The 23322-nt window shown below is 46.5% G+C and carries 19 protein-coding genes and 3 tRNA genes; 13 read left to right on the top strand and 9 right to left on the bottom strand.

Annotation, left to right across the window (positions count from 1 at the left end; genetic code table 11):
- The first annotated feature begins 241 nt into the window (after window positions 1-241).
- Window positions 242-1090: an acyl-CoA thioesterase gene (locus ACJJJA_RS11660; RefSeq protein WP_252085833.1), complete on the top strand. Its 849-nt coding sequence runs from the start codon at window positions 242-244 to the stop codon at window positions 1088-1090.
- Window positions 1091-1586: 496 nt separating this feature from the next.
- Here the strand turns inward: ACJJJA_RS11660 and ACJJJA_RS11655 are convergent.
- Window positions 1587-1663: transfer RNA gene (locus tag ACJJJA_RS11655), tRNA-Pro, on the bottom strand.
- A gap of 241 nt (window positions 1664-1904) precedes the next feature.
- Window positions 1905-2045, bottom strand: coding sequence for a hypothetical protein (locus tag ACJJJA_RS11650; RefSeq protein ID WP_444904689.1), 141 nt, complete (start codon window positions 2043-2045; stop codon window positions 1905-1907).
- Between the two features lie 797 nt (window positions 2046-2842).
- Here ACJJJA_RS11650 and ACJJJA_RS11645 point away from each other — a divergent pair.
- From ACJJJA_RS11645 to ACJJJA_RS11610, 8 genes are all read left to right on the top strand, one after another.
- Complete coding sequence (locus ACJJJA_RS11645) at window positions 2843-3664, top strand: hypothetical protein (protein WP_444904688.1); 822 nt, start codon at window positions 2843-2845, stop codon at window positions 3662-3664.
- Between the two features lie 93 nt (window positions 3665-3757).
- Window positions 3758-3991 (top strand): hypothetical protein, encoded by a 234-nt coding sequence (locus ACJJJA_RS11640; protein WP_444900827.1) that lies wholly within the window; start codon window positions 3758-3760, stop codon window positions 3989-3991.
- A gap of 86 nt (window positions 3992-4077) precedes the next feature.
- Window positions 4078-5982, top strand: coding sequence for a S8 family serine peptidase (locus tag ACJJJA_RS11635; RefSeq protein WP_444904687.1), 1905 nt, complete (start codon window positions 4078-4080; stop codon window positions 5980-5982).
- A 315-nt stretch (window positions 5983-6297) separates the two neighbouring features.
- The gene (locus ACJJJA_RS11630) at window positions 6298-7662 is read left to right on the top strand and encodes a hypothetical protein (RefSeq protein WP_444904686.1); all 1365 of its coding nucleotides are present in this window, start codon (window positions 6298-6300) and stop codon (window positions 7660-7662) included.
- 423 nt (window positions 7663-8085) lie between these two features.
- A tRNA-Cys gene (locus ACJJJA_RS11625) sits at window positions 8086-8159 on the top strand.
- Window positions 8160-8253: 94 nt separating this feature from the next.
- A tRNA-Leu gene (locus tag ACJJJA_RS11620) sits at window positions 8254-8340 on the top strand.
- 1164 nt (window positions 8341-9504) lie between these two features.
- The gene (locus ACJJJA_RS11615; RefSeq protein WP_444885038.1) at window positions 9505-10044 is read left to right on the top strand and encodes a cysteine hydrolase family protein; all 540 of its coding nucleotides are present in this window, start codon (window positions 9505-9507) and stop codon (window positions 10042-10044) included.
- 476 nt (window positions 10045-10520) lie between these two features.
- Entirely contained in the window at window positions 10521-11123 is a 603-nt protein-coding gene (locus ACJJJA_RS11610) for a hypothetical protein (RefSeq protein WP_444885039.1), read from the top strand.
- 93 nt (window positions 11124-11216) lie between these two features.
- On the opposite strand, the gene ACJJJA_RS11605 is transcribed toward ACJJJA_RS11610, so the two are convergent.
- Window positions 11217-11276, bottom strand: coding sequence for a hypothetical protein (locus ACJJJA_RS11605; protein WP_444885913.1), 60 nt, complete (start codon window positions 11274-11276; stop codon window positions 11217-11219).
- 691 nt (window positions 11277-11967) lie between these two features.
- Here ACJJJA_RS11605 and ACJJJA_RS11600 point away from each other — a divergent pair.
- The 3 genes from ACJJJA_RS11600 to ACJJJA_RS11590 all read left to right on the top strand — a co-directional run bounded on the left by ACJJJA_RS11600 (window position 11968) and on the right by ACJJJA_RS11590 (window position 14476).
- Complete coding sequence (locus ACJJJA_RS11600) at window positions 11968-12798, top strand: TauD/TfdA dioxygenase family protein (RefSeq protein WP_444885040.1); 831 nt, start codon at window positions 11968-11970, stop codon at window positions 12796-12798.
- A 367-nt stretch (window positions 12799-13165) separates the two neighbouring features.
- Window positions 13166-13711, top strand: coding sequence for an RNA polymerase sigma factor SigZ (gene sigZ / locus ACJJJA_RS11595; protein ID WP_444904685.1), 546 nt, complete (start codon window positions 13166-13168; stop codon window positions 13709-13711).
- A 63-nt stretch (window positions 13712-13774) separates the two neighbouring features.
- Window positions 13775-14476 carry a glutathione S-transferase family protein gene (locus ACJJJA_RS11590; protein WP_444885042.1) on the top strand — a complete coding sequence of 234 codons (702 nt, stop codon included), beginning with the start codon at window positions 13775-13777 and terminating at the stop codon, window positions 14474-14476.
- A gap of 393 nt (window positions 14477-14869) precedes the next feature.
- Here ACJJJA_RS11590 and ACJJJA_RS11585 read toward each other — a convergent pair whose 3' ends face one another.
- Window positions 14870-16042: a dipeptidase gene (locus ACJJJA_RS11585; protein ID WP_444885043.1), complete on the bottom strand. Its 1173-nt coding sequence runs from the start codon at window positions 16040-16042 to the stop codon at window positions 14870-14872.
- Between the two features lie 189 nt (window positions 16043-16231).
- On the opposite strand from ACJJJA_RS11585, the gene ACJJJA_RS11580 reads away from it, so the two are divergent.
- On the top strand, window positions 16232-16705 hold the full coding sequence (locus ACJJJA_RS11580; protein ID WP_444904684.1) for an LEA/WHy family protein: 474 nt from the start codon (window positions 16232-16234) through the stop codon (window positions 16703-16705).
- A gap of 71 nt (window positions 16706-16776) precedes the next feature.
- Here the strand turns inward: ACJJJA_RS11580 and ACJJJA_RS11575 are convergent, their stop codons facing one another.
- The 5 genes from ACJJJA_RS11575 to ACJJJA_RS11555 form a co-directional block, all read right to left on the bottom strand.
- The gene (locus tag ACJJJA_RS11575) at window positions 16777-17733 is read right to left on the bottom strand and encodes a lipid A-modifier LpxR family protein (protein ID WP_444904683.1); all 957 of its coding nucleotides are present in this window, start codon (window positions 17731-17733) and stop codon (window positions 16777-16779) included.
- A 56-nt stretch (window positions 17734-17789) separates the two neighbouring features.
- A complete protein-coding gene (locus tag ACJJJA_RS11570) occupies window positions 17790-19499 on the bottom strand; it encodes a sulfatase-like hydrolase/transferase (protein WP_444904682.1) in 1710 nt (569 codons plus the stop codon).
- 264 nt (window positions 19500-19763) lie between these two features.
- Window positions 19764-20330, bottom strand: coding sequence for a CDP-diacylglycerol--glycerol-3-phosphate 3-phosphatidyltransferase (gene pgsA / locus ACJJJA_RS11565; protein WP_252085819.1), 567 nt, complete (start codon window positions 20328-20330; stop codon window positions 19764-19766).
- Window positions 20331-20436: 106 nt separating this feature from the next.
- Entirely contained in the window at window positions 20437-22251 is a 1815-nt protein-coding gene (gene uvrC / locus ACJJJA_RS11560) for an excinuclease ABC subunit UvrC (protein ID WP_444904681.1), read from the bottom strand.
- A 39-nt stretch (window positions 22252-22290) separates the two neighbouring features.
- The gene (locus tag ACJJJA_RS11555; RefSeq protein ID WP_252085817.1) at window positions 22291-22944 is read right to left on the bottom strand and encodes a response regulator; all 654 of its coding nucleotides are present in this window, start codon (window positions 22942-22944) and stop codon (window positions 22291-22293) included.
- Window positions 22945-23322 lie beyond the last annotated feature (378 nt).

Below are 23322 nucleotides of genomic sequence, written 5' to 3'. Positions count from 1 at the left end.
TTGTCCTAATACGACATTTAAGGTCCAAGTTAGCCATCATTTTCGCCATGAATGACATCACATTACTAACGCAAAGCGCCCAACTAAGTGAACCATCAGCCACCAATGAAACTTGATGCAAAATTAATGACTAATAATGGCCTTTACGTCATCTACTGTTATTATCGCTCTTCTGGGCAGACCTCCAATGCCAGCCCAGGCAAACCCGACTATCACTTATAGGTAACAGGTAGAGTCGTCCATGTTGGAAAAGCTGAGCAAACTTCTCGACGTCGAAGAGCTGGATCGCCACCTCTTTCGCAGTCGCCATCACGTCGAAAATTATCGAAAAGTACTCTTTGGGGGCCAGGTGCTTGGCCAAGCCCTGATGGCCGCCGCCCGTACCGTCGAGGATCGCCTGCCACACTCCCTACATGCCTATTTCTTACGCCCTGGATCAAGCGAGCTACCGGTAATCTATGAGGTGGACCCAATACGTGACGGGGGCAGCTTTACCACCCGCCGCGTTGTGGCCAAACAGCGCGGCCGCGCGATCTTTAACATGTCGGCCTCTTTCCAGATCCAGGAGCCTGGTTTCGACCATCAGGCCGACATGCCTGCTGTGGACATACCTGACCCAGAAAGCTTAAAAAACACTCAGGAACTGGCTCTGGAGGCTGGCCTCGTTAGCCCGCAGTATGACCAGCGCCGCTATATGATCGACTTCCGCCCAGTAGATCCACAAAGCTACTTTGGTGCCGAAACTCGAGAAGCCAAGTGTATGTTCTGGTTGCGTGCAGAGGGCGAAATGTCTGATGACCCTATCGAGCACCGAGCAGCACTCTGCTATGCCTCTGATATGGGACTACTGGGCACCTCTCTGCAGCCACATGATATTTCCCTATTCGATCCACACCTGATGCCAGCCAGCGTTGACCACGCCATGTGGTTTCATCGCAACTTCCGTCTCGATCAATGGCTTTTGTACGTCACTGATAGCCCATCTGCCGGTGGTGCACGTGGATTTACCCGCGGCCAGATCTATACCCGCGATGGCGTGTTGGTAGCCTCTACCGCACAAGAAGGCCTCATTCGACAAATTAAAAGCTAAATCGAAAGGTTATAACGAAAGCCAGACAAGAAAGCGCCACTCATTGTATCGGTAGAGATAGCCCAGCCGGGAATGAGCGGCGTAACCTTTTTACCTGAAAATCTCATAAATAGCTTCAGGATCTCCACGGGTGAATAGTCCCTTCTAATCCACAAAGACAATCGCTACCAATTTGGCGATCTCGCCGACATAAACTGGCAGTTTTCTTCTTAGGATACGTAACAGGCCACTCTGCATTTTTGAAGTGTGAGAAGTATGGAGTCATTTCGCTTTAGGGGCTCGCGAAAATACCTTCATCTACATGTGCGGCACCCTCTTAACCCCTGCCCCATAAGAGCAAAAAATGGAAAAGTACAGACCATTCCCAAGCACAATAACCGGAGTTTATTAATAAGGCTTTTGAACCATGTGGAAAGTTGGTGCTAGAAATACTCAGGAGAAAAGAAGCAAGCTGACAGACACAAAAAAGCCCGCAGCATGCGGGCTTTTTAAATAATGGTCGGTGAGAGAGGATTCGAACCTCCGACCCCTTCGTCCCGAACGAAGTGCGCTACCAGGCTGCGCTACTCACCGAGGTCGCGAATACTACGCGCCCACTTTTTATCGGTCAAGTATTTTCGACGCAAATTTCATCTTCGTACATTTTGCATTCAACCACCTTACTTTATGGCTTTTGAAGGCTTTATCTCTCCCCGCTATACGAACATCTTTGGCTTTATGTTATCGCCCCCTCTGAAATAACCGGCTTGCCCATTCGGGAGTCTTATTTTGGATATATTTCAATCAATAGTGTACTCCTGCTGATTTCGCTCCTTCATTTCGGCAAATACCGCATGCGGTGCACTTGGTGAGCAATGGACTCCTGCAATTGCAGGGCATCATCTGCTTCGTAGATACCACTCACCTCAACACTGGTGACCAGATATAGATGATACTTGCTTGAAACTAACAGCATGTTAACGGCTTTATAAGTGCATTCTTTTAACCGCTATTTAAGTGCCTTCCAAGTTAATGGGTGTCCATCACATTATTCGTAGCCTGATACCAGGTGACCTCTACCTTGATCCTGGATACTACGTCTTTTTAACTGCACCAAGATTTTTCACAGCACACATAGAGTTTCATTCAGCACTACCTGCTGCTATTAAACCCGGCGAAGCCAATAGATTGATAAAGATCCATGTGAAACATGCAGAATAAAAAAGCCCTCCGCCCTACCCCACATTGATTCCATAGAGAAGAATTTTTAGCTTACACATAAAACAACTCAGAAAAGAAGAAATGCTTTATGATTATTATTTAGGAGGAATTTAAATAAGATTGCCTACTTGAAGTCACACCCTGAAACTTTTGAGCGGGGATGAATACATCGCCTCCTCCAAACAATACAATGTATAAGTTTAGAATCAACACGGCCTGCATCTTATAGAAAACTGAGTGAATTATCGGCTAAAAAACGTTACATTTTTAAAAAGGTACAAACATTTTTCACGCCTTTATATTCAACCGATTTTAGCCACAAAAAATTCTTAAACTTTTCCAGCACACTGCGAAAGCTTCTCTATACTCTGCTCAGCCAGCTGGATACCCGACACTTAAAGCATTCCCCCTATTATTGGCACCTGATTTACTTCTAGCTGGTCAAATTGTTAATGGGGCTTTATCAAGTCTCAATACTCTCAACCCAGAAACCATGAAATACCTGGACGATAGATTTTTATATCGATAAAGGCCTACTCAAGGAGTACGTTCATGTACCAGCCATATGCATACGCTCAAGGGACTTTTGGACAGCCACTTAACTACGCTATTCCTCCAATCAACACAGTCGCAGGATTCACCAATATATTCCCTCATCATGCTGTACCACAACTGAGCCCCCAAGGTTTCCTGGGTGATTTGGTGAGTCGGGCGGCGCCATTAATTAGCGGTATTGTTGGTGGACCTCAAGGCCAGCTGATCAATTCCCTCGGCGGTCTTGGTCAATTGCTTCCCTTCCAAGCATTACCACAAATTCAGCCTCAACTTACCCAGCCATTCATTCCTCAGGGATATATTGGAGAATTAATCAACCGGGCAGCGCAACAATTTGGGGGCTATTTGGGTGCCCCCCAAAACCAATTTGTGAATGCTGTGAATAACCTCAGTCAGTTACTGCCTTTCCAGGCTGCGCCACAATATACGCCCCAGGGTTTCCTAGGAGAACTGATAAACCGCGCTGCGCCGGTAATTGGCAACTACATTGGTGGCCCACAGGGCCAACTTCTCAACAATGTTGCGCGACTAGGTCAGCTACTGCCATTTCAGGCCATGCCTCAGTTCATTCCACAATTAACGACACAGCCCTATTTAAATCAGTTTACCCCTGTTCCCCAGATTCAAGAGCAGCTGGGGACCCTCCCTGCTCAAATGATGAACCCAATGACTGGTATCGGCCATACATTGCCATTTCAGGTAATACCACAGACTCCATATCAAGGATTGCAAAATTTAAGTAGTATCGGCCAGCCATACCCATTCCAGGCCATGCAGCAGCCTAACTCACCCCTACAGCAGCAATCCTATTTACACTAATAAAACACTGATTCTTGGTGGCGGATTTTCCGCCACCAGTTTTATATAACTTGCCCCGGCATTCTTTAAGTTGATCGTTATCAGAGAAAAATAATGAAAAAATTTGAGCAGTATGTGGCTGTCCCTAACCGCAAGGTATTAGCTACCGCCATAGAATTGGAGGAGCTGGCACGCGAGGCAAAAAACTGCCCAGATGTGAAAGAAGTCGTCTTGCGCAAAAGCAATGTCACACTACGAGCTACACCAGATGCAGTTGAAAACTTAAGAAGGAAATTAGGCGGGAAAGTGATCATAGATCCAGACAGACCTATTCAGCCAATCGGCTAATATTGAATACCCTCTCGATTCATTACTTTCGGACGTTAAGTACACGCTAAAAGTCAGCACCGCACTGAAAGCGAAGGAACACAAACATGACTGAATCCCGACAAGAAAAGGCCGCAGGAGAACCTTCGGTCGAGGTTGCAGAGAAGGTCGAGTTACTTATTTCTCCCCGCCGGAGCCAAGTGGCCAAGTCTATGGGAGTCCAGCTATTAAACGCTGGCTCAATGCACAATATAATTTCAACTATTGCCAGGCAGCCCGGTTGTGAAGTGCTTCGCGAAATTAGGCCAGGTAGAAAGCTAAAAACACTTTCAACTGCAGATGAAGCAACAAACATCTACAAAGTGCGTATGGATGTTGATGCTGCCGCTACTCTCTACCAAACGGCCCCTCCCAATATTGCCGTTGAACTGGATTCATTACTTTCTTATGGGCAAGCTAATTTTGCACCAAGTTTTACTGCAATTTTTGCCCAGCAACCCGGTCTCTTGCGTGAATATCATGCTAAGGCCCAACAAGTCCGGCTCCGAGTGGTCGGCTCAAAGGGTGAACCGATTCGGGATGCTCAAGTAATTGTAGAAAGTGCGGGCTTCCCACAAGAGGGCGTAACCAACAACAAAGGGGAAGTGGCAATCAATATTTTCGCCCAGAGTGGCGGGGCCCAGATCAAATCCCTTCTTATCCGCCCCTCTAAAGATTTCTGGAATAAATATATTCGTTGCCCCTCACTTTCTCTGACAGGAGTAAACCTGGTCAAATTGCACTCACTAAGCGAGGCAATCCCCAGCTTTCCAAATAACGCTCCCTATGGCTGGGGGCAAAAGTACATGGGCCTAGATCAACTTCCCGATGAATATACCGGTAAAGGTATTAAGATCGCCATCATTGACTCGGGGGCCGATAACCAACATCCAATACTCTCGCATCTAAAAAATGGCATTGATGTCACTAATAATTACGACAGCAAAAGCTGGGCAGAAGACATTGTCGGACATGGAACCCATTGCGCAGGTATCATTGCCGGCCAACCCTCTGGGACTGATGCTATACGTGGCTTTGCACCAGAAGCTGAAATTTATGTATTTAAAGTCTTCCCTGGCGGCCAATTTAGTAGCCTGATTGATGCAGTCGCTCACTGCATTGAAATAGGTATTGATGTAATCAATATGAGCCTGGGGAGCACAGATTCATCAGAAGCCGTTGAACAGCAAATTGAAGATGCCGTGCAACATGGTATCGCCTGCGTTGTTGCCGCTGGCAATTCTGGCGGCCCTGTTCAGTATCCTGCAAGATCCCCCAATGTTATGGCTGTAGGGGCAATAGGAATGCTCAATGAATTTCCAAGAGACTCCTGGGATGCTCAAACCGTTATTCCATCAACCGTTACTGCAGATGGTGTTTTCTTACCCACCTTTAGTTGCCATGGACCAGAGGTATCAGTAGCGGCTCCGGGAGTGGGTATTGTGTCATCGGTGCCAGATAAAGGATTTGATGTACAGTCAGGCACGTCCATGGCAGCACCTCATATCACTGGTCTGGCTGCCCTGCTACTTGCCCACCACCCATTATTTAAAACCACTTTCAGGCAGCGTGATATTTCGCGTACAACCGGCCTCTTCCAACTGATCCGAACACTAACATCACCAATGAATCTTGGGGCAGATAGAGTAGGAGCCGGTGTTCCCAGGCTATTTGGTATTGATTCTCTATTCGAGTCAGCCAAAGAAATGGCAAAAACCGAAGGTGTTGGTGTATCTGCCGCCCAGCCCACAAGCCCACACGCTTCTCCTTATACCGGATATAGCGTGCCGCCAATGCAAGGGTATGCGGGGGCTGGAGCAAACTGGTCCGGCCATCAGTTTGTCCCGGCCTATTACGGGGCAGAGGTTAGCGGAATGCCCCCCCAACAACCAGTGATGGGTACTTTCCCAGACGGCTTCGCCTTTGCCTATGGAATGCCCTTTATGGATCCACGCTCCATTCGTTATTGGTAGAGACATCCACAGAGGCCACGGGAACCTGTGGCCTCTGTATCTACGTCATTCCTCAATGCTTGCGCATGGGCCATTTTCCCTATACACAGCTTGAATAAAAATCAACCACCCTTTCCCCTATCAACATTTTTCGGCGGCGCTTTTCTACATAACACAACCTCTAGTGACATATTGGGTTGTGCTTAGATATACCATTTACATTGATAACGCCTTTATAAGTGTATTCTTTAATCTGACTTGATAGTAAAAGCTGCTTCTACATGCACTAACTAGACGCACCGGAACGAATGATTAAACCCAGGTGCCGTGACTCATTTGCTTGATGGCGACATGTCGGCACCTGTAGGCTTGCTCATTGTCCAAATTGGAACTTGTTGGATTTTCTGCCAGATAATGATGCGTAAACAACTTCTCTCTTTGTCTTTGATTGTTCTTATCCTTTCACCGGTTTCTAGGGCATATGAGCTCTTATACACGGCAAAAATCGACCCTGAAAGTAAGAAGGCCTTGGTTGAGGTAGCTCTGAACGGTGAAGACGTACCCAGTAAGCTAACCCTGAACCTGGCTTCAGGCCGTTATAAGGACCTGAAGAGCGCGCAGCCTTTGGAAGAAAAGGAAGGAAAGGCTATTTGGCACACCGCCGGCAACGAGGCAAAACTCCGTTATAGTTTTGTTATCAATAACCAAAGGAAAAACGGTGGTTATGATTCACGCATTACCAAAGACTGGGCAATTCTACGCAGCGATAAATTAATTCCGCCAATTTCTGCTACTAGCCGAGGACGGGCCACGGATACCCGCCTGAAGTTAGAGATGCCTGAAGGTTGGTCTTCCGCTCTGCCCTACCCTCAAATCGAAGAAAATCTCTATCAAATATCCGACAAAAAGCGACGTTTTGTCAGACCAAAGGGATGGATGATTGTTGGTAAGATCGGCAGCCGCCAGGATTTGATTGCCAACACAGATACCAGAATTTCCGGCCCTAAGGGGCAAAATATCCGTCGACAGGACATTCTTGCATTTCTCAATTGGAACCTGCCAGAACTTAAAAAAATCTTCCCTCTATTTCCAGACCATTTATTGATCGTTACCGCTGATGACCCTATGTGGCGAGGGGGATTATCCGGGACGCGCTCATTATTTATGCATGCCGATCGGCCTTTGATCAGTGGAAACCGCACCAGTAGCATGATCCACGAGCTAGTACATGTCGGAACAGGTATCCATGGAGATGACCAGAGTGACTGGATTGTGGAGGGCCTTGCAGAATTTTACTCCCTTGAAATTTTAAGAAGAACTGGTGGCATCAGTGATGACCGCTACCAAGAGGCAATGGATAAACTGATTAATTGGGGAAAAAAGGCCCCTACTCTATTGGTGAAACGCTCCTCAGGGCCAGTTACAGCGCGGGCAGCGGGAGTTATGCTGGAACTCGATAAAGAGATTCGTGAAGCGAGCGACGGTAAAGCCAGTATTGATGAGGTTGCGAAAGCACTCGCGAGTACCCGTGGCGAAGTGACTTTGGAACGCTTTCGAAAGCTGTCAGAACAAGCAGCTGGTAGACCCGTAAAAGCACTGGCCTTAGAAAACCTCACCGAGAAAAATTCTAAGGACATCATACAACAGATAAAAAAAAGCCCTGACGACGGGGGGGGAGAGCGTCAGGGCCAAGACCATTAGGAGTGAAACTTGGAGGATTTCATCCTTGCTACACTACGGGCAAATACCATCCTGGTGTGCCCTACCGGCATTGCATAACACGTTTGGGGGGAGACATGTTAGCCAGATAAAGACAGTATCGAACACCCTCAATGGATTGCCAGCAACCCTTCCAATAAATTAAGAACAAATGGAAATAGCTTCATTGGCAACCGTACTAAAAGTTATTAAGTCTATTGCCATAAGGTCATCCGTGAACTTTCCAGACTTTTTTCCTCAAGTTTTACAATTTGTTGAAAACAACGCTTGACTAATCTCTGATAGTCCATAGAATAGCGCCCACTTACGCAGCCAAGGGCACGTAAGTATAAGAAAACGCTAGGATTTTTCAGATTTATCAGATAGAATTCGCAGCGTTCTCATCCACACACGATGTGGAACAAAGGCTAGGTGGCAGAGTGGTCATGCAGCGGACTGCAACTCCGTGTACGCCGGTTCGATTCCGACCCTAGCCTCCATTTTTCCTTTTCATTGCAGAATCCTGTGAACTGCATTGAACGTGAGGATCCAGGGAAGAGCAAAAGTGCTAAACTCCCCCCTCGCAAAGGAGCTGCCCGGGTGGTGGAATTGGTAGACACAGGAGACTTAAAATCTCCCGGCTTCACGGCCGTGCCGGTTCAAGTCCGGCCCCGGGCACCACACATTTTGTTAGGATCAAAAAGCGAAATATATCCTAGCACAAATTTTGTGCACCTCTTCAGAATCTCTAAACTCTTTCTCAAAACTTAAGACAGAGAGAGTAGAAATCGTTTTCTTGATTCAAAACTACTCCTACTCCCCTAATCACTCTATTTAAATTCAGCCCGCCCTTATAACCACAGCTGTAACATAGTCAAGCCCCTGGACATCAATACCACCTAGGTTAATGATTCGTCGATCCCACAAGGTGGTAAGGCACTTGACTGAAGTAAGCTTTAAGAAACCATGGGCCAGATTTTCAAATTACCATAATTTGCCTGATAGATTTCAGCCATCTTTTTTGCCAGCCGACATCTCTTGCTCCCGAAAAAATAGGGGAGCTACGCTACTTCTTAGCATTGTATACAGCAGAAATAAATGCGGACTCTGTCTCTCCACCCATGATTTACAAAGAGTGAAAAGAGGTAATTGCCTAAATTTTCAATAGGGGAGTGAGCTCAGCCTAAGAGATTCATGAATCTGAGTTGACTCTTGCTCAATAAACCTCAGTCGACACTTTCCTCCCATCACCAGAAGAAGCCATTCACGGGCGAGCCAGAATAACTCTTACAATAGCATTTTCTCACCACGCGCTTATCGCCCCAGCCTGCTTACGGTCATCATTGCTCAACATTACCCCATTGAGATACTCACATACTGCACCAGTAGTTAATAGAGAAGCCCTCAAGCCCCTTAGTTGCTAGCTTTCTGGGAAATCGCAGCCTAAGAAAACAGCCTATTTTATTCTGTGTATATCGATGAGTTAGTCATGAGCCTTGAACATATTTTATCCTCTTAAATTACCACCAGAAATCAACCTGGACTGACCTGATACCGGGCCATTTATAATCATACTCAATTAAATTTTCGATCATCGCGCTGTTATTTCTGGGAGACTCTTAAAAATCAAATGTCCCCCCTTCTAACCAATGAGCCACGTGATCACTAGAAAAGTTGATAGCGGTCATGATGGCCACTTTCCATTTGTCTCTACAGTGCCAAGTAGCTGCAGCCTATTAATTTAGCTGCAGGAAGAAGCTAGTTGGCGTATATTTGCAAATGAAATAATAGTCGTTGTGATAAGGTCACAATGTAACTGTCAGACCAACAACATATGGAATCTTAATGTCCCAAAGTAAAGCCCTTTTAGTTATCGATGTTCAAAACGCTCTTTGTCACGGTAAAGGAGCTACATATAATGCACTTGGGGTAATCGATAACATCAATCTAGTTGCGTCGCGAGCAAGACAGGCTGGTGCCCCGGTCATTTATATTCAGCATGATACTGAGTCAGATGCTTTAAGGTATCAAACAGAGAGCTGGCAACTTCCAAAAGAGCTAGAGAACTCAGACTCAGATATTTACGTAAGAAAGCAGGCCTCAGACTCTTTCAAGGACACCGATCTCAAAGACCACCTGGATAGATTAGATATTCAGGAGCTAATTATATGCGGCATGCAAAGTGAGTTTTGCGTAGATAGTACGTTAAGGTGTGCCCTATCGCTTGGCTACACTGTCACCGTCATAGCGGATGGCCACACAACTGTAGGTAACGATATTATTCCTGCAAATACGATATCCAAGCATCATAACTGCACTTGGGAGAATATTACCAGCTATAGCGCAAGAGCAACTGCAATCAAAGCCAATGAGATCGTACTATGAGAGGCCTAATAGATTTAGACAAACGGACAAATTACTCTGCCTTTGGCTCCGTAATTTGCCATTGCTAGAGACGTTAGGGGCCCATAAGGAAATATCGATGTCAGAAGTAGTTACAATCAATTACATCGTGTCTAGAGGTAATGAAGCTGGAACGGTACTTGAACCGCATAAACATAAGTGCGGTAGATATGTTGCCAGCATGTCTCGCTTTAAAAAAGACTACGTTCGAGTTGAATCACTCCGGGAACTCGCCATTTTGTCTCAGCACGGTTTTAGTGTTCGCATGAGTAGCCCAGATTCAGAGAATCACCGAGCTCCAAGCCTCATATCACCAGACTCATTAAAAATTGTCTATAGCGAGGTCGCTGCTAGCGCCTAACAAACCGCCACAATCGCTCCCGATGGATGCTGGGACAGCCAAAACGCTGCGCTTATTTTTCCACCCCTATACGAGGCATTATACGCAAGGAGATAAAGTGCGATTTTTAAGATTTTTCATCTTCATTTTCTTCTATCCAGCCACATTGCATGCAATAGAAGGTATTTCAGTTTACACAAAAGTCCATCCTCAGCTATCTTCTGTAATAAATTTAGAAAACGAGCTATCTATAGAATTCGGGGTGATCCCTGGAGCTATTTTCGGGCAGCCTCTTAACAGTCCACTGTGGCTTGTAAAAATTGATGATTCAAAAAGCGTAGCCTGGCCCACGAAACGAGAAAAACATGAATTTTTGCCTTTCATAGCGAAACTCGCTAAACCAAACGAAAACTCTAATTTAAGTATTAAGCCTGCTGACACACAATTGGCGAGAATAAGTATTTACGGTTATTTCAGCAAAACAAAACAGAACGTGGAGGCTAGTGCACTTTCTGAAAGCGGCAATTACCTTATGCTGGTGTATTTCGATAGGCCTTGCACCCTTTCTGGATTTGTGAATCTCAACAATAAAAAAGTCAAGCACTCAATCAATATTGAATCTTCTGGATTTCATTGGATTGAAGTTACTATCGGCGAAAAAGAGGACTCACTTTCTGTATATTCGCCGCACAAAAATGTAGTTTTAAATATCGGCAGCTAAACGTACAACCAGTGGTTATATCTTTTCATCTTCGCTATTCAAAGCCAATATCTAGTGAAACACTTATCCATAAAGCTAATGCTATACCACCCCTTAAGTTACTTCCCTCTGCAAATCTCCCCATAGAGTCGTATAGGCAGGCGATGTAAACACCTGACGTATCTTCCACTTTTTCTAGATACCCTCGGCCCCTAAAAACAAATTCCCGCGCCTAAACTTTTCATTAATCCAGTCCATCGCCTGCATGATCTCCCCTTCCCTGCCCCATTGCCCCGACTCAGGGCACGGGGGATTATTACTTCTAGCCCGGCTGCTGCTTTCATAAAGCGGCAGCCGGGAGGCTATCAATCCCCAATGGTTTCTCTTACCAGCCGCACGATCACCCCGTCGCATCGGTGGAGTATGGGGTCTGCACTACGGCGCTGCGACTGTAGTAATTGGGCTCATGGGGTAAGGCATGTAGGAATACATGTAAGACTGTAAACCTCCACTTTGGCACCTAATACCCGCAGGATAGCCATTACTCCGTGGGAGATATGGCCATTCAGAGTAATTTCTAGAGAAGGTCGCACCAGATGAATGTGCAACCAGCACGGAACTCAGGAAGTACATCAAGTTATTAAATATTGAGATTTTATTGCTTAGCATCAAAGTTGCGTTATGAGATAGTTGCTATAGATCTATAGAAATATGACGCAAAATATATCAATTTTTGTAACTCATTAATTTTATTTCCTTTTATTTTGATAGAGCCAAAATCAATGGGAAAAGTGAATTACAAAAGGTTGAACCTCTTTACGAATATCTTATTATGCGATGACATTCATTTGATGCGACACCTATCATGCATATCTCTCAGTTCTCAACAGGCTGTGGTGCGCTCGTGGAAGGCATACAGCTAGCTAATTTATCTAGTACCGAGCTAAGCGACCTACGCCAAGCTTTCGCTGATCATGGCGTGCTATTTTTTCGCAACCAGTCTCTATCCCCTGAGGAGCACCTGACCTTTGCCCGCCGCTGGGGCGAAATTGTCATCAATAAGTTTTTTACCCACACTCAGGAATATCCAGGCATCGCTGAAGTACGCAAGGAGAAAGATCAGGAAACCAATGTAGGCGGTGGATGGCATACTGATCATTCTTATGATCAGGAACCAGCCCTCGGCTCGATTCTGGTTGCCAGAGAATTACCCAAATCCGGAGGCGATACCCACTTCGCCAACCTACAAAAGGCGTACGAAAGTCTTTCCAATGGGCTAAAGCAAACACTGGAAACACTTAGGGCCGTACATTCCAATGTCCACGTATATGGTGAGGATGGTTACTACCAATCAACAGATTTGTCATCACAACTTGGGGGCGTCAACGAAGTTGGAGAAGCGATTCATCCGGTGGTAATCCAGCACCCCGATAACGGGCGCAAGATTCTCTATGTAAATCCAGGGTTCACACTGCGCTTTGAGGGATGGACACCTGAGGAAAGTAGACCTCTATTGAACTTCCTATTTGCCCACGTGCTCACTAATGGCTATACATGCCGCTTCAATTGGGAGCCGGGCTCAGTCGCATTTTGGGATAACCGCTCTACCTGGCATTCTGCCGAAAATGATTATCAGGGACAGTTCCGCCTAATGCACCGTATCACTCTTGCCGGAAGAGCATTAGAAGCTGTCTGACCAGAGTTTGGGGCGTCGCAGTTCACCGGTCAGTGAAAAGGTTCGGCTGCGCTCCAGGTAGCCTCCTCACACTGGCCGGGGCTTTAATCATCAACGGTTAAGTATGTGTCATTAGCGACTATTAAAAAAGGCAACTTCTAGACAAAGCTCGACCCCCGAGAAGTATCCAGTTACTCCACCTTCCTCTAGTGATTTCTCTACACACCTGGCCCTACCCTCTAACCGACTCTTATCTACTGGATTTGATTAGTGTCTTGCACCGCCGCTAAACTTAGATGAAAGCGAAAGGGTTCTTCTCATCTAATTTCGAACAAGTGGCTGAAACCAGCTGGTCAAAAAAATGCATAACGCAAGAGCGATAAAAAATATGACTATTGATTCTGTTTGGAAAGAATATCGTTCAGCCCTGCGAGCTTTTCTCAGCTCAAAGGTTTCATCTGCCGATGCAATTGATGATCTGCTCCAAGAGATCCTGATAAAGATTCACAGGAATCTCCATACAGTAAGGGATCAAAAAAGTATCAAATCTTGGCTATTTCAGATAGCCAACAGGACAGTTATTGATTTCTACCGTGAAAATGGAAGGCTCAAGGAAGTAGAACTCGAAGACAACTTGTTGTTACCTGAAGAGGATTCAGAAACGCAGCGTAGGTTATCAGCCTGTATAGAGCCTTTTGTTAACGCGCTCCCACAGGAGTCAGCTGCTCTACTAAAGGCTATTGAACTGGAAGGTCAGTCACAAAAATCTTATGCGACAGAGCATAAAATCCCCTACTCCACCTTAAAATCCAGAGTACAAAAAGGTAGAAGCCAACTGCGCAAACTATTTGAGGACTGCTGCCATTTCACTCACGACAGCCATGGAACAGTGATCGATTATGTGCCGAATTCAAAACACCATAAAAATTGTTAAATAGTTTCGTCTTTTTCAAAAAGCCTCCGTCATATAAATACAAACCAATGACGAGGACGAATTATGATCAAGGTTGTCAGCTTTAAAATATGCCCTTTTGTTCAGCGAGTAACCGCCCTTCTTGAAGCAAAAGAGATTCCCTATGAAATTGAATACATTAGCTTGAATGATAAACCTCAGTGGTTCCTGGATATCTCGCCCACTGGCCAGGTACCAGTTCTGATCACCGATTCTGGGGAGGCCCTCTTTGAGTCCGATGCGATTGTTGAGTACTTAAATGAAATAGCCCCACCTCTAGAGTCAGGGCTCACTCCAGAACAACGTGCGCGCGACCGAGCCTGGAGTTACCAGGCAGCAAAGAACTATTTGCTTCAGTGCTCTGCTCAACGTAGTAAAGATGAGCAAACACTGGCTGAGCGCAGCGAAAAACTGAGCAAAGTTTTTGAGCGAGCTGAAAAGGCTTTAGGACAGGGGCCATATTTTAAAGGCGCGACGCTAAGTAATGTCGATATTGCCTGGCTACCACTTCTTCACCGAGCTGCCATTATCAAAGCACGTTCCGGGTACGACTTCATTGTCGACTACCCAAAAGTAAAGGCATGGCAAACTGCCATTCTGAATACTGGATTGCCAGAAAAATCAGTACCTGAAGATTTCGAAAAGCTCTTTACAGATTTCTACCTATCAGAAAATACTTTTCTTGGAGGTAACAAGGCAAGCACCCACAATCTAGATAACTCTTGCGCCAATGGGAGTTGCTGCTAATTTTCTCTACCGCACGCCCCTTGAAAGAGGGGCGTACAAAGAGAAAGCGTCTCAATTTACCCAGCACAAACATACTACATAACTCGAATAAATCATTAGTCCTTGTCATTTTATTCACTGCAACTACTTCGGAGCTCATAGTAGTCAACAAGTCAAGGCAACCCTATTTACCCTTGATGTTACAATGTTATGCGAGATCAGATATTTCTAGATGTCTGGATTAATATCTAGATGAAGTTAAATTGTTAGGAGATTGTCAGGCTCGGAACAAATGGATAGTGATTCACATGCCCTTCAAGAATCACAATCTCCCGAATACATCCCAATAACTCTGATCCAGTTCTTACAGGTTGGAATGACAACTCTCTCTCGAATAACCTCAGAAAGTAAATTTCAATCCCCTTGGGGTAAGTTCTTCAGGAAAAAGTCTCGCATATTTTCACCCATGACCTTTCGAATTTCCTCTTCAGTGAACCCTTGACTTAGCATTTCTGCGGTCAAAATCCCCAAATCACCAGCATCAAAAGAAACTTCAACAGTGCCATCATAATCTGAACCAAGGGCAACATGATCAACCCCTAATAGATCTATGGCATAGCGGATTGTTTTAACAATATTGTGAGGGCTATTATCACATACCGCTTCTTCCCAAAATCCAATGCCGATCAAGCCCCCTTGATCGGCAATCTCCTTCATTAGGTCATCGCTAATATTCCGCGGTGAATCACACATACCTTTCAGGCCAGTATGAGAAATAATTACAGGCCTTTTGGTCAGAGCCAACACATCCCTCACAACAGGCTCTGAGGAGTGGGCTACGTCGATAACAATTGAACGTTTATCCATCTCCTGCACAGCTGACCGACCAAACTCTGTTAAACCAGCCCCACTTTGCCCATGCAAAGATCCACCCAGTTCATTGTCAAAAAAGTGCTGTAATCCCATCACTCGAAAACCGGCCTCATAAAGGCGGTCAATATTGGATAACTCACCCTCTAATGGGTGGGCCCCTTCAATACCAAGAATTGCTGCGAGGGTGCTAGCGCCTTGTTGCCGGGCCTGGAGGACTTGCCTCAGATCTTCCGCATTACGCACAATGCGAAATTTCTCGGGAGAAGATTCCTGTAGCTTAGTGGCCCTTTCAGAGTGAAAAAGTGCCCGCTCCAACAAGCTATTCCATGTTCGCGGCGGCCAACCTTGAGCAATTGCCAGTAAGGTTATATTGTCACCAGCACTAGCAGAGTTTTCATTTAAGTTCATGCCCCGGGGAGACTTAGTGACAGAGGTAAAAACCTGCATTCCCAAATTACCACGCCGTGCCCTGGGTAGATCCAGATGGCCATAGTTTACCTCCTTTGACAAATCACGAGACCAGAGGAAGCTATCTGCATGCAAATCACCAACAATGAGTGATCTATGCAAAGCCTCAGCTTGTTCGGGAATTTTAGGGGGCTCACCAACACTAATCTTGTTTAAACTTCGCTCAATTCCTGGCAGCAAAAGCCATTTCCAGCTCGCAAACAATATTAATGCCACTGCTGTCAAACTTATAAGCCAAGTCTTCATTATGATTTCCTGATGCCAGTAGTCTTGTACACGATTGGGGTTATAACCTGAGACGTTGCGGCATGTCAGGAGCCAGCTAGGTTTGGAAACACTCAACGATCAATTAAAAGTCAATACGCTCAAAATACACACACAACATCACCTTAATCTGGTGTCCAGGTCAATATTTAGGAAAACCAAGGAATCATAGTGACAAATTATTATCGATTTATTCTAATATTGTTGATTACAGTACTATTTAGTGGCTGTGCGGCACTTTCACCGAGCTTCCAAAAACCTGAAGTAGAAGTGGTCGCCGTGGAACCTCTTCCTGCAAGAGATGGCAATAATCTCAGATTTCGAATTCACCTTCGTGTTTTCAACCCAAACAATAGTGAATTGGCACTCTCCGGTCTTTTCTACACTCTGCGGCTAGGTGGGCATAAGGTTTTGATGGGAACCTCAAATAACCTGATGCCCATCGCCCCCTACGGCCAGGATGATATCGCTGTGGATGCAACAGCTAGCATAGTCGGCTCAATCTTTGCCGCTGTAAACCTCATTAACTTAAATCAGCACTCAATACCCTATGAACTAGAAGCAAAAATAGGCTTGCGTAAATCACTACTTCCCTCAATTAAGGTGAATAGAAGTGGGGTCATTCACTTGAACCAATATCGGTAACTCTTTCGCTTGATTTACTACTTGTCGGTCTGTGGATTGCGAGCCTGCTTGCCCTCCTCATTACTCACCCGCTAAATTTGCTTGGTAAGGATCAGGGACATTACAAAGTTACCCATTGGTGCACTGTTATGACTGAGGAACCCCTCGTCAGGATGGGACTGGGACTCATAAATTTTTGTGTTATACATGATCTTCAAGCCGAATTCGTAAGAGTTTCGACCAAAGAAAGCGCCGATATTCGCAAACGTCACCTCCTTCTCAGGGGTGACACCGTAGCTGAAGATTTTTACTCCTCCCTTAGTCTTTGAATTGCCCTCCATCAATACATTCCTTTGAACAGTTCTATGCTCTAACCCAGCCTGTAAATACCAGTAACGCCCACCCTCAAGGGGGGAGGACGCGGCACTAAAGGCGGGTAAAGAGCTTCCCAATACAACTCGCACCCCTGCACCAAAGTCCCTGACGATATTACCTGTTTTCCAACGAAGGTAAGGCACTAGTCGATAGCTTGTGCCCCATATGACATTCTGGAGTAAGTGATAATCTAACTTAAGCTCAGGCATCAATCCCCATTCATTGAAAACCTGGGAATCCCATCCTTTGGGGGGAGAAGACGAGACAATCCAGTGCATAAATTTCTGTGTTTGGCGAGCGCCCGCTCTAGAGCCGACTGTTCCGGCATCAAGTGTTAAATCAATCATCCACTGATTTAAAATTTGATACTTGTATCTTATGCCTAAATAGCTCCAACCTGCATAGGGGTGCTCTTCATTAATGGGTTCAGATCTACCAAGATGATCTGGAGTATAAATCTCCTGACCAAACCTCAAGGTGTAGGGCTTTCCTATAGGGCTCCAACGAACAAAGAAACCGCCGGTATAGTCTCTGTCCGTCTGGAAAAGTGCATCATTTACTAGTTCAAGCTGTAACTTCCCTTTTGGTGAGTCATCCGCACAAAGCATTGAGGCGTGGCAGACAAACAGCAAACCGACAATAGAAGCTGAAAGTTTTTTTCTATTAATAAGCACCCTTAACCTGCCCTCTCGAATGATTGAACCAGTTTGTCCAGATCAAAATCCGGTGATTAATGCCCCCAATCCCCAACCTTATCGGCCCCAGGGATTTGAAACTCCAGGTATTCCTCAATGCTAAATGGCATTTCTTCCACGACTGCTCGAACTCGTTGGCCAATGGCTTTGGTCTCAGGGCGCGCATTGGCAAGTCCGGTGTAGGGGATACCCTTTCCGCTAGGCACATCAGGATACTTTTTCTTAAAGAGCCGATGCCTTGCAACCATATGATTGAACTGCCCTTGGGTGTATATCAAAGGCACTAATTGCGGATATTCCTCACGCGGGTCCATGTAAAGATCGTAGTAGGCCTCTGGCATTCCTGAAGACGCAACCTCACCAGCGCCTATCCAGTGACGCTTATAGCGCCCTTTAACCGTAGCTCCTAGTTGGTTGCCGGTATAGATAAAGACATAATCCCGACGACTATGGGTATCGCCATTTAGCAGCAGTGCAGTCTGATCCAAACCATCCACCACTCTGTCGGTTGGAATATACTCAGAGGCGCCAGCAAGCCTGGCAAATGTGGTGTACAGGTCGGCGATATGAATAATATCTCCCACTACCTGGCCGGGTTGAACCATACCTGGCCACCAGGCAAAGGCTGGGACTCTTACTCCTCCTTCAGTGAAATCCCCTTTGCCTCCCCGATATAACATTGGGAGCATACCCCAACCCGCAGGGGGACTGTGCACCATGGGACCATTGTCTGCCATGGCTACAAAGAGAGTGTTTTCTGCGATACCCAGCGCTTGTAGCTCATCCATTAACTGGCCGGCGAAGTCATCCACTGCGGGAAATGAATCCGCCACCATCAAACCAGAAACGGATGGCTTGGGCATAAAGGCGGCCATGAAATTCAAAAAATTAGGCCAGTAGGCCACAAAGAAAGGCTTGTTGGCTTCAGCGTTCTTACGAATGAATGCTATGGTACGGCGCTCTGCCTCGGGGTCGAACTTACTGAAACACTCATTGGAAGTGCCGCACCACTCCCTACCAGGCTGTCCTTTTTCACCTTCAATATTCATTACCCAACCGGTGGGAACCAAACCGGGATTATCCAGGCGATAAGGGTCGGGTGGGTATATCTCAGGAAACATACCCAGCACCGCATTTACGGCATTAGCTTGAGGATTAAAAAGAGAGGTTATCTGGTTCATTGGGGTAAATAACGCCTCATCAAACCCCTGGTTGTGCAAGTAGCTCTCCTCAATATCTCCCAAGTGGCCTTTCCCAAAGAACCCTGTGGCGTACCCAGCTCTGGACAGCACTTCCGCAATAGTTACCTCCTCAGCACGAAGCCCAGAAAATTCATGGGGCATCCCCACAGCCCCCATGCCAAAACGCACCGGATGGCGACCGGTAAGCACAGCAGCGCGGGTTGGAGTACAGGAAGGTTCAGAGTACATGCGAGTAAAGTTGATACCCTCTGCGGCCATCTTATTTAAGTTGGGTGTTGAGTAACCGAAATTTTTTTGTAATGCAGGAAATCCAACAGCACCAAAGGCGGTGTCATCCCAGAGAAGGAAAACAATATTGGGGGGCTGCCCATATTTATCCCGTAGAGCCTGTAAACGCCTGGTTATTTCTGAGTCTTCTTGCTGCCAACGCTCACCATTTTGCATTTTCAACACATAGTATTCAGCGTCATGTACTATCTGTGCCTGCACAGGCATCCAGCTCAGAAACACCAGTAACCCGATCAAGATTTGCCTCACTGTCACAGTCCATCCTCCCTCAGTAAGTGTGGCTGGAAGTGCAATACTTTTATTAACAGTGTTACAACCCCAATGCATCACTCTAGAAGAAAGGTGTCATGGGAGCGCTATAAGTGGCGACAACTAGAAAGTTTTTATGAGTGGCCAGGCCCTACAAAGGCCCAGTGGTTCCGACAGGAAGGAAAGGATTTAGGTCATGGAGGGATAGGTGCCCCAAAGCATGCAGAAGGACACCTAAAATAACGAGATCGGCAATAACAGGGGTCTAGGTTACAGAGACTTATGATTATCTGCCATCAATACAGGCCAGGCTGCGCGTAAGTACATCACCATGGTCCAAAGGGTCAGAGCCGCGGCAATATACAGCAGTAGATAGCCCAGAGTTTCCATTACAGGAAAGTCGCGGACATCAAAAGCGAGAAGAACTATGATTGCCGCCATTTGTGCAGTTGTTTTTATCTTCCCGACATAGGACACAGCAACACTACTGCGCTGCCCCAGTTCTGCCATCCACTCGCGCAAACCTGAGACCGCGATCTCCCGGCAGATAATAATGGCTGCAGCCACAGTGAACCAGGCACTTTTGTGCAGACCCACAAGCAATACAAGCGCAGTAGCTACCATTAACTTATCTGCAACAGGGTCAAGAAAGGCGCCAAAGGCAGTGCTCTGATTAAGTTTCCTTGCTAGGTAGCCATCAAGCCAGTCGGTAACTGCGGCAGCTGAAAAAATAACGGCAGAAGCAATGTAACTCCATTTATAAGGTAAATAGAAAACCAAAACCAGGACAGGTATCAGTGCGACGCGAAGCAGTGTAAGTTGGTTGGCGAGTGTCATACTTTTCTCTGTTCTTGCGGAGGGCGTACGTTATCAAGCTGTGGGGCAAATTGAAACGCTCAATGAGAAACCCGGAGAAAAAATCCGCCGCCTGTGCCCTGCATTTTTACTCGTGATGTAGTGCCGAGTATATATCCTGCGCAAGCTTGCGACTGATGCCATCTACACTAGCAATTTCTGTCACTGTAGCCTTCTTAATTTCCTGAAGACCGCCAAAATGGCGAAGCAATGCGCGTCTACGTGCGGGGCCCACGCCAGCAATACCCTCCAGAGGGGACTCCCTTCGTTTTTTGTCACGCCGCGCGCGGTGCCCGGTAATTGCAAATCGATGGGCCTCATCTCTAACCTGTTGAATCAGGTGCAATGCCGGGGAGTCCGCCGAAAGTACCAGTTCCTGATTACTGGAAACGATATGTAAGGTCTCAAAACCTGCTTTACGGGTAGTGCCCTTGGCCACTCCGATTATCTGAACACCTACAACGCCCAGGCCATTGAGGGTATCCACCGCCTGACTGACCTGCCCCTTGCCACCGTCAATTAACAGGATATTAGGGAACTTACCCTCACCTCCCGATAGGCGCGTGTAGCGACGCTTAAGTGCCTGCCCCATTGCAGCATAATCATCACCAGCCTGAATGCCATCAATATTAAAGAGACGATAATCTGACTTAACTGGACCGCCTGAATCAAAAACCACACAAGAAGCAACCGTGGCCTCACCCGAGGAGTGGCTGATGTCAAAGCATTCCAGCCGCTCGGGCAACTGTTCCAGTCCAAGCACTTCTTGAAGGGCCTCAAAACGACTAAACAACTTCTGCTGCGCTGCAGTGCGGCTACTTAAATTCTGCTGAGCCGCCTGCTGGGCCATTTCCACCCAGGTAGCGCGCTTGCCTCGCAGTTTATGGGTAACTGAAATGTCTCGCCCTGCCTGAGCACCGAGTGCCTGCTGCAGCGGAACCACATCTTCTATAGATTCCGAGGCTAGAATTTCACGGGGAATTTCTCTTGGACTACCGAGATAAAATTGAGCCACAAAGGCCGAAAGCAATTCAGGGTGGCTTAAGCCCAGTCGCTCACTGGGAAAAAAGCTGCGACTACCAAGAATTCTCCCCTGTCGGATAAAGAGTACATGCACACAGCAGCTACCACCCTCGGTGGCAACACCATGGACATCAACATCCCCTGTATCACCCTCTGCCACTTGATCCGCTTGAAGACGCCGTAGTGCGGATATTTGATCCCTGAAGCGCGCGGCCTTTTCAAACTCCAACGCTCTTGAGGCTTCATCCATTTCATCGGCCAGTTCACGAATAATATTATCGCTCTTGCCAGTGAGAAACATTTCTGCGTGGCGTACATCCTGGCGATACTCCTCGGGACTGATGAAGTCTACACAGGGTGCCGTACAGCGCTCAATCTGATATTGCAGGCAGGGCCTGGATCGATTGTGAAACACGCTGTCTTCACAGGAGCGAATACGAAAGGTCTTTTGCAAAAAATTCAGGCTATCACGTACAGAAGAGGCGTTGGGGAAAGGACCAAAATAGCGGCCTTTCTTTCGCTTAGCTCCACGATGGAGTGCTATACGGGGAAAAGTGTCAACACTGGAAAGAAAGATGTAAGGATAGCCCTTATCATCTTTCAGCATCACATTGTAAGGCGGACGCTGGGATTTAATCAGGCTCTGTTCGAGTACTAATGCCTCGGTTTCACTACGAGTAACAGTTACTTCGATGTTGCCGATCTTCTGCACCAGCGCCATGGTCTTGGCTGTGAGCCCAGAGCTGCGAAAATAACTGGCAAGCCGATTGCGTAAATTTTTCGCCTTACCCACATAAAGTATATGGTTACTGGCATCGAACATTTGATAGACGCCAGGCTTACGGGTAACTGTAGAGAGAAAACGCTTGCTATCGAACATCTGACAACCGGTCTTGCCGCTTCAGTAAATACACGGATATTAGAGCGCTGCTTCGGGGTCGAGTATCTGGTACTTGACGGCAAGCAAGGTCAATTCCACATCGCTGTTAATATTCAGCTTTTCAAATATCCGATAACGGTAGCTATTTACGGTTTTAGGGCTGACCGAAAGGGACTTGGCAATCTCAGCAACCTTGGCTCCATTCACAATCATGTCCGCAGTTTGCAACTCACGTTTAGAAAGTTTTTCAAAGGGAGAAAGGTTATCCGATTGACCTGAGACATTGCGCAGAGCCATTTTGGTAGCCATGGAGTTGCTGATAAAAACTCCACCATTCATTACTGTATGAATTGCACGCACCATCTCTTCAAGATCTGCCCCCTTGGTCACATAGCCCATAGCACCGGCTTGCATTAGGCGGCCAGGAAACAGGTCGTCATCCAGGGCGCTAACAGCCACTACTTTGACTTCAGGACAGCGGTTTAACAGCTTGCGGGTCGCCTCCAAGCCACCCATTCCTGGCATTTTTACATCCATCAAGATGACATCAACCGCAGTCTCACGCACGAATTCCAGCGCTTCTTCGCCACAATTCGCATCGCCAACAACTTCAATATCCTCGACGTCACTCAACATGCGCGAAATCCCCATTCGCACAAGGTCGTGATCATCCACCACTAAGACTTTGATCAAGCTATCCCCAACTACGGATAAGTGCAGTGGCTACGCGGCGTACAATCCCCTCGCGCGTGCTCTTGAACTGCGTTCTTCTTTTTACTCACGGAGAAACTACTCCGCGCAGATCCTCCCCAAGAATCCAGTCGCAACATACCAGACAAAAACGCTACTGCAAAGCGCCACAACCGTCTCAAATGCTGTTTAACTGATGTTTAGCCGCAGGATCTTGGCTTGTATATAGCGATTAATTATAACCTAGAAACGTAACAGCTAATCATTCTGCACTCAAGCCGGCCTTTGCCGCATGACTTGAGGAAACGAAAGTTCAAGAAATAAAAAAAAATTTTTGTACTTTGCAATAGTCAATAGATTTTATATTTCTAACAGCTATAG

It is taken from the genome of Microbulbifer mixtoriginis (SeqCode) (genome assembly GCF_052466865.1).
This window is presented reverse-complemented; position numbering and strand designations above follow the sequence as displayed.